At 69.5% G+C, this 7,785-nt stretch carries 7 protein-coding genes; 1 reads left to right on the forward strand and 6 read right to left on the reverse strand.

Annotated features, from left to right (window positions below; all coding sequences use genetic code 11):
- The 5 genes from VIB55_RS24100 to VIB55_RS24120 form a co-directional block, all read right to left on the reverse strand.
- Window positions 1–487, reverse strand: a 487-nt coding sequence (locus tag VIB55_RS24100) for an ABC transporter permease subunit (RefSeq protein ID WP_331879234.1), incomplete at its 3' end; no start/stop codon positions are given.
- On the reverse strand, window positions 484–1,431 hold the full coding sequence (locus tag VIB55_RS24105) for an ABC transporter ATP-binding protein (protein WP_349263074.1): 948 nt from the start codon (window positions 1,429–1,431) through the stop codon (window positions 484–486). The genes VIB55_RS24100 and VIB55_RS24105, both read right to left, overlap by 4 nt.
- Window positions 1,432–1,442: 11 nt before the next feature.
- Window positions 1,443–2,330: a hypothetical protein gene (locus VIB55_RS24110; protein WP_331879236.1), complete on the reverse strand. Its 888-nt coding sequence runs from the start codon at window positions 2,328–2,330 to the stop codon at window positions 1,443–1,445.
- A complete protein-coding gene (locus tag VIB55_RS24115; RefSeq protein ID WP_331879237.1) occupies window positions 2,314–3,252 on the reverse strand; it encodes an ABC transporter ATP-binding protein in 939 nt (312 codons plus the stop codon). The genes VIB55_RS24110 and VIB55_RS24115 overlap by 17 nt, the downstream gene beginning before the upstream one ends.
- Window positions 3,253–3,438: 186 nt before the next feature.
- Window positions 3,439–4,791 carry a hypothetical protein gene (locus tag VIB55_RS24120; RefSeq protein ID WP_331879238.1) on the reverse strand — a complete coding sequence of 451 codons (1,353 nt, stop codon included), beginning with the start codon at window positions 4,789–4,791 and terminating at the stop codon, window positions 3,439–3,441.
- Between the two features lie 226 nt (window positions 4,792–5,017).
- Here VIB55_RS24120 and VIB55_RS24125 point away from each other — a divergent pair, with 226 nt between their 5' ends.
- A complete protein-coding gene (locus VIB55_RS24125; protein ID WP_331879239.1) occupies window positions 5,018–6,187 on the forward strand; it encodes an acyl-CoA dehydrogenase in 1,170 nt (389 codons plus the stop codon).
- A gap of 79 nt (window positions 6,188–6,266) precedes the next feature.
- Here VIB55_RS24125 and VIB55_RS24130 read toward each other — a convergent pair whose 3' ends face one another.
- Entirely contained in the window at window positions 6,267–7,445 is a 1,179-nt protein-coding gene (locus tag VIB55_RS24130; protein WP_414682299.1) for a Fic family protein, read from the reverse strand.
- Between the last annotated feature and the right edge of the window lie 340 nt (window positions 7,446–7,785).

A 7,785-nucleotide genomic window follows, 5' to 3' on the forward strand; every position in this document is an offset into this window, starting at 1 on the left:
CGCGCCGCGTGGTGAGGCTCAGGGCCACGAACAGCGCGCAGTACAGCAGCCCGCCCACGGCCACCGCAGCCGCAAAGCCCAGCACCACGCCGTCCGGGTCCAGCTTCTGGAACCCGGCGAACGCAGACAGCAGCGTCGCGGGCACCAGCAGCGCGGCCGTGGCCGCGCCCGCCACCACGATGCGCGTCAGCACGATTCGCCACCTCGCCACGGGCTTGCCCAGCACGTAGGCGATGGTGCCGTCATCGATCTCCGCCCCGAACACCCCCGTCCCCACCACCAGCGCCAGAAGCGGCAGCAGCACGGACACGATGAGCGTGCTGGTCTCCACCATCACGATTTCCATCGGCTGCTCCGTCTGGCGGGCCGCGATGAACGCGATCAGGGCGGGCAGCAGGGCCAGCAGGGCGACCCACCACACCTTGCGGTTTCCCGTGAGCTGGCGGACGGCGATCCTGGCCAGGGTACGCTCGATCGTCAGGCTCATCTCTTCACCAGGTAGCTGAAGACGCTTTCCAGCGACTCGTCGGTGGGCCGCAGTTCGAACAGCGTGACGCCGGCGGACCGGGCGATGCCGGCCAGCGCCAGGGCGAACGAGCCGCGGTCGCTCGCGCGAACGCTCAGGTGTTCTCCCAGTTCCACCCCGTGCACCGACGGGTGCGCCACCAGCGCCGAGGCCAGGCGCCGGTCGTCGCTGGAGCGCAGGGTGAAGGTGTGGGGCCGGTCCGTCATCAGCCGACGGATCTCGCGGAAGTGGCCCGAGGCCGCGAGCCGTCCCGAGACGACCACCAGCACGTTGTTGGCGAGCTGGTCCAGCTCCTCCAGGATGTGCGACGAGATCAGGATCGTGCGCCCCTCCGCCGCCAGCCGCTTCAGCAGATCCATCATCTGCATGCGCTGGGTGGGGTCCATGCCGTTGAAGGGCTCGTCCAGAAGCAGGATGCGCGGATCGTGCACCAGCGCCCCGGCGATCTTGGCGCGCTGCCGCATGCCCTTGCTGTACGTGCCGATGCGGCGGTCCATCGCCCCGCGCAGGTCCACGATGTCGATGGCCCGCTCCGCGGCAGCCTTCGCGTCGGCGAGGCCGTGAAGGCGGGCGTTCATCAGCGCGAACTCGTAGCCCGTCAGGAACGGGTACACGGCCTCGCGCTCCGGAACCAGCCCCAGCGCGCGGTACATCTCGGGGTTCTTCCACGCGGAGCGCCCGTCCACCAGCACCTCGCCCGCCGAGGGTTCCAGGAACCCCGACATCATGTGGAGAATGGTGCTCTTGCCGGCGCCGTTGGGGCCCAGCAGTCCGGTGATCCCCGCCCCCAGCGAGAAGGTGATGTCGTTGACGGCGACCACGTTGCCGTACCACTTGCTCACGTTCCGCAGCTCGAGCGCGGCGTCGGGGGCGGGCGCGGCGGGCCGCACGGCCGGCGTTTCCAGCAGTTGCGTGCTCATACGGTCATCCTCCGATAGCGCCAGGCCAGGATCGCGATGGAGATCACGGCCAGGGCGGCCACGGTCAAACCGTACACCTCCGGGTGCTCGGTCGCATCCTTGAGCACGCCGTCGGCCTTGGCCCCGAACAGGGCGAGGATGGTACCCCCTACCGCGAAGATCGGGTTGATGAGCACCGCATACCGCTGCGCGTCGCCCTCCAGTATCTCCGTGAGGATCCCCGCGATGGGCACGGTGATGAAGAAAAAGCCGAACGCCGCCGCCGTCGCCAGCCAGCGGCGCTGCACCAGCGAGGCGAGCGCCAGGGCCGGCGTGCCGATGCCCAGGGCGGCGACGGCGGGGGTGGCCAGGATGGGGAGGAAGTACTTCGACTCGGCCTTCACCGCCGCCACGAAATCCGCCCCCATGGCCAGCCGGCCCACCAGCAGGATCAGCAGCGGCGTGAGCACCAGGATGACAACGGCCGTCCACATCGCCAGGAGCTTGGCGCCCGCATATTCCCGGGCGGGAAGCGGCCGGGAAAAGTAGAGCGGAAGCACCCGGTACTGCTGGTCGCGGCTCACCAGCTCCGGGGCCTGCGCGGCGCAGAACAGGGCGATGACGAGCGACACGAACGCGAACACGTCGTCGTAGCTCATCAGGTTGGCCATGCCGCCCGTGAACGCGCTGGCCGCCACCGACACCGCCGAGGGAAAGCAGATGAAGGCGAAGAGCATCCACGGGATCCATAGCGCCCTCCCGCCTCGCCCCAGCCCGAAGGCACTGCGCAGCGAGTGGACGTACAGCGTGCGGAAGGCGTAGCCGCGGCCCAGCCGGGCGCCCTCGTACTTCCGATAGCCGATGTCGTAGATGACCCCGGCGACGGCGTCAGGCGCGAGCGACATGCGCCTCCTCGTTGGTTGCGTGGGTGGGAGCGCGGAACAGGTCCTGGAGCGTGTTGCGGCGCCGCTCCATGCGGACCAGGGCCAGCCCCAGGTCGGCCGCGGCGTCGCGGACGGCGTCGTAGGGGCGGTCGTCGGACAGGGGCAGCAGCACCATCCCCTCGTCCACGCGCGCGGTGATGCCTTCGCTCGCGAGCCGGGCGACCAGCTGGTCGATCCCCTCGTCAACCTCTACCGCCAGCAGCTGCTGGTCGCCGGTGAACGTGTGGAGCGCGGCCGCGCTCTTCAGCTTGCCGGCGTCGATGGCCACCAGGAAGTCGCTCACGCGCTCGATCTCGCCCAGCAGGTGCGAGCACACCATCACCGCGATGCCGAACTCGCGGCCGGTGCGGCGGATGAGCTCCAGCATCTCTTCGCGGCCGGCCGGGTCGAGCCCGTTGGTGGGCTCGTCCAGCAGCAGCAGCCGCGGATCGTGCACCAGCGACTGCGCCAGCTTCACGCGCTGCTTCATCCCCGTGCTGTATCCGCCGATGGGGCGGTACCGCTCTTCGTACAGCCCCACGTGGCGCAGCATTTCGGCGGCGCGCTCGCGGGCGGCGGCCCGGGGCAGGCCGGAGATGCGCCCCATGTGGGCAACGAACTCGGTGGCCGTCAGGTCGGGCGGAAGGCAGTCGTGCTCGGGCATGTAGCCCACCCGCTGCCGGATCTCCAGGCCGCGGGTGCGGGCGTCCAGCCCGAAGACGCTGACGTCGCCCGACGTGGGCGTCAGCAGCCCCAGCAGGATCTTGATGAAGGTGCTCTTGCCGGCCCCGTTGGCGCCCACGAACCCGATGATTCCGGGTTCCAGGTCCAGCGAAAGCCCGCGAAGCGCCGTCACGCCGCCCGGGTAGGTGTGCGTGAGGTCGCGAGCGGAGATCAGGGGCATCCGATCCCTTGTGGCGGTGTGTGGATAGGGGATGGTCCGCCAGACGGCGGGAAGTGCATGGGTGAGGTAACGGGAAAGCTACGACGTAAGTTTCACCGGCGCGAGTGCGGGCGGGCCGATAGGGATCGCAAGACGAACAGGCGGAGGCCGCGGCCCCCGCCCGTTCGTGTCTTCGTTCCGCCGAGATCAGTAGCCGGGCGTCTTGCTGCCCGGGTCCTCGCCCTGGCGCGATCCGCCCCCATGCTCCATCGGGGGATCGATCCGCTTGCTGTCCTCCGACATCTCCGGCCACGACCCGCCCGCGCCGGTCGAGCCGCCCGTCGATCCCAAGCCGCTGCCCGTAGACCCGAGGCCGCTCCCCGTCGATCCGAGACCGGAACCCGTGGAGCCGAGTCCGCTCCCAGATGATCCGAGGCCGGCGCCCGTCGATCCGAGACCGCCTCCAGTGGAGCCGAGGCCGGGGCTGGTGGAGCCGAACCCGCTGCCGGTCAGCCCAAGGTCGGCCGACGATCCGAGCCCGCTCGAGCCGAGACCGGACGAGCCGCTCGAACCGAGGCCGCTGGAGCCGAGGCCCGAGGAGCCGGAAGAACCGAGGCCGCTTCCCGCCGTTCCCAGCCCGGCGAGCGGATCGGTGGAGGCCGTGCCCGCCGTGCCGATGTCCGGGGTCAGCGTGCTGCCGCCAGCCGGCGTGCCGGTGGCCCCGGTCGCCCCCGGCGTGGTGCTGGCCGTGGACGAGGTCGACGCGCCGGAGCCGCCCTCGGCGCTGTGGCTGCGAGCCTCCGCGCGTTCGGCACGGTCGTCGAACTCACGGCGGATGCCATCGAGCGCACCCTGGATGCGCGACAGCAGCCCGTCGATCTTGGGCTGCACCTCGGCAATGAACTCGTCCACCTTGGGACGCGCCTTGTCGCGGGCCTCCTGCACCCGCGGCTTGATGTCGGCCAGGGCGCTGTCCACGCGCGAGTCCAGGTCCTGGAACGCCTGCTTGATCCGGGGACGCAGCTCGCCGAACACCGACTCCAGCCGCGAGTTCAGTTCCTCGAACGGGTCGTGCCGGCCGCTCCCGGCCGTCTCGCCCGCCCCCGCCGATCCTGCGCCCGTGGAGCCGGCCGAACCCGTGGACCCGGTCGATCCACCCGCCGCGCCGCCCGCCCCGCCCGGGATGGCGTGCCCGCCCAGGTCCGAGGCTGCCTGCGTGCCGGAAATCGGAGCCCCCGTGCCGCCGGACCCGCCCGTGGTCGCACCGGTGTACGCCTTGTCGCCGCCGATGGTGGAGCCACCCGCGCCCGTGCCGCCGTAGCCGGCGCCGCCGGTGGACCCGCCCGTCCAGCCCCCCGGCGCACCCGTGCCGCCGCCGACGTCGCTGCCGCCCAGCCCGCCCGCCGGCCCCCCGGTCACGCCGCCGGTTCCCCCCGGCGTGCCGCCGCTGGAGCCCGCGGTGCCGCCGGGAATGCCCGCACCCGGCCCGCCGCCGCCCGTGTACCCGCTCCCGCCAGATCCGGCGCCTGTGTCGCCGGGCCCACTCGGATTGTGATCCATCGTTCCATCTCCCCGTGCCTGAGCGTACGAACAGTCCGCCGGGAGTTCCGGCGCACTGGGAACTACGTCCTGACCACGCGATGGTTTCGGACGCACCCGCCGTGCCGGTCCGTCGTCCGCCGGCCGATCAGCCCTCCCCCTCGCCGTTTTCCGTGCCCTGTGCCATATTCCCCGGCTGCACCGCGATGGGGTGCAGGTTGATCCCCGTGATGGAGACGAGCGAGTCATGGCAACCGTTGACCTGGCCACCGCCGGCGCCCCGCTGACGGTTCTGAACGAAGACGAGCAGGCCTTCCGCGAAGCCGTCCGGCAGTTCGCCGAAGAAAGCGTCCGTCCGCTGGTGACGGAGATGGACGAGCACCAGAAGATGTCGCCCGAGCTGATCCCCCAGTTCTTCGAGCTGGGGCTGATGGGCATCGAGGTTCCCGAGGAGCTGGGCGGCACCGGCGCCTCGTTCTTCACCGCCGCGCTGGTGGTGGAAGAACTGTCGCGCGTGGACGCCAGCGTGGGCGTGTTCGTCGACGTGCAGAACACGCTGGTGAACAACGCCTTCCTGCGCTGGGGCTCGGCCGACCTCAAGGCCAGGTACCTCCCGCAGCTGTGCGCCGAAAAGGTGGGCGCCTACGCGCTCTCCGAGGCCGGCAGCGGCTCCGACGCGTTCGCCCTGGCCACGCGCGCCGTCAAGGCCGAGGGCGGGTTCCGGGTCACCGGCCGCAAGCTGTGGATCACCAACGGCGGCGAGGCCGAGATCTTCATCATCTTCGCCAATGCCAACCCCGAAGCGGGCTACAAGGGGATCACGGCGTTCATCGTCGAGAAGGAGTTCGGCGGCTTCTCGGTCGGCAAGAAGGAAGACAAGCTGGGCATCCGCGCCAGCAGCACCACCGAGCTGATCCTGGAAGACGTGTTCGTTCCCGACGAGAACGTGCTGGGCGAGGTGGGCAAGGGGTACAAGACGGCCATCGAAACGCTGAACGAGGGCCGCATCGGCATCGGCGCGCAGATGATCGGCATCGGGCAGGGCGCGCTGGACGCCACGGTGAAGTACGTGCAGGAGCGCGAGCAGTTCGGAAAGCGCATCGGCGACTTCCAGGGCGTGCAGTTCCAGATCGGGCAGATGGCCACGGAGCTCGAGGCCGCGCGGCTGATGGTGTACAACGCCGCCCGCCTGAAGGACGCGGGCCTTCCGTTCCTGCAGGAAGCCGCGATGGGCAAGCTGTTCTCGTCGCAGGTGGCGCAGCGCATCGCCAGCACGGCGGTGGACCTGTTCGGCGGCTACGGCTTCACCCGCGAGTACCCGGTGGAGAAGTTCTACCGCGACAGCAAGATCGGCTCGATCTACGAGGGCACCAGCAACATGCAACTGCAGACCATCGCCAAGAACCTGATGAAGTAGTTCGGGATCGCGGCGGACCATGTGACGAGGGGCACCCGGCGGCCGGGTGCCCCTCATCATTTCTCCCAGCCCCACGCGCTCAGTCGGGCAGCAGCTGCCCGTCGATGCCCTGGTTCAAGATGTCCAGCTGCTGCTGGTAAACGTACACTCGCGCTCGCGGCCGGCCCGTGATTTCGCGGACGATCTCCATGTCCTCCAGCCGGCGGAGCGCGGTGGTCACCGTCGGATGCGTGAGGTTCAGCTCCCTCGCGGCACGCGGGATGGTGGTGATCACCCGGCCGCGCAGGAACTCGAACAACGTCAGCACCGAGCCCGAACCGCGGCGGATCAGGATCCGCTCGCGGTCTTTCTCGAAGCGCGCGAGCAGTGCCCGCGTGGTGGCGGTCGCCTGGGCCGAGACCTCGGCCACGCCGGTGAGAAAGAACTCCATCCAGCTTTCCCAGTCCCCGTCTGTCCTCACCCGCTGAAGCAGTTCGTAGTACTGCGCCCGGTGCTCGCGGAAGTACAGGCTCAGGTACAGGAACGGCTGCGTGAGCGCTCCCTCGGCGCACAGCAGCAGCGTGATCAGCAGGCGGCCCACACGGCCGTTGCCGTCCAGGAACGGGTGGATGGTTTCGAACTGGGCATGCGCCAGGCCGGCCTTCAGCAGGGGCGGCGTGCGCTCCGGCTGGTCGTGGATGAACCGCTCGAGGTTGTCGAGCGCGATCATCATCTCGTGCGGGGGTGGCGGGACGAAGCGGGCGTTGCCCGGCCGCGACCCGCCGATCCAGTTCTGCGAACGCCGGAAGTCGCCGGGCGCGCGCGTGCTGCCCCGCCCTTCCTGCATCAGCACCTGGTGAAGCTCGCGAACGAGTCGCAGGCTTACGGGAAGGCCGCCGCGCAGCAGGTTGAACCCGTGGTGCAGCGCGGCCACGTACCGCGACACCTCGCGTACGTCGTCCAGCGGCATCCCGGGTGCCCCCTCGGCCTCGAACCGCAGCAGATCCGAAAGTGTGGACTGCGTTCCCTCGATCTGGCTGGAGAGAACGGCCTCCTTCCGCACGTAGATGTACAGCAGCCGGTCCGGGTCCAGCGATGCCGAAACACCATCCAGCCGGCCGAGCGAGATGCTGGCGTGCTCCAGCAGGTCTCTGAGCCCGCCCGTCAGCTCCAGGCCGGGCACCGGCGGCAGCCGTGCGGGAATGAACGCGCTGAAGCCGTCTTTCCCCGCCTGCTGCTGGATGATCCGCCCCGCCCGTGTCGATACGAACGACTGCACGTCCATGATCCACGCTCCCCGGCTATCATCGGGCACGAGCCCGGACGAAAGGTTCCTTTCACAACGGGCAGCGCTATAAAAGAAAAGCGCGGTTCTCTTTCACAGCTGCTCCCGTTATGAAAGGAATCTAACACAACAAGCGCTTCTATGAAAAAAAGTCTGTGTTTCCTTTAACAGCGAAGGCCGGTCGGGGCAGCCGATCTGAGGAACAGCGCCATGTGCTCCGAGTCCCAGTACGTGCCTTCCAGGCAGTACGCCTGGGGCTCCAGGCCACAAGGAATGAAGCCGAGCCGGAGATACAGCGACCTCGCGGCCGGGTTGTCGGGCACCACGCTCAACG

Source organism: Longimicrobium sp. (assembly GCF_036554565.1).
Classification (GTDB): Bacteria; Gemmatimonadota; Gemmatimonadetes; order Longimicrobiales; family Longimicrobiaceae; genus Longimicrobium.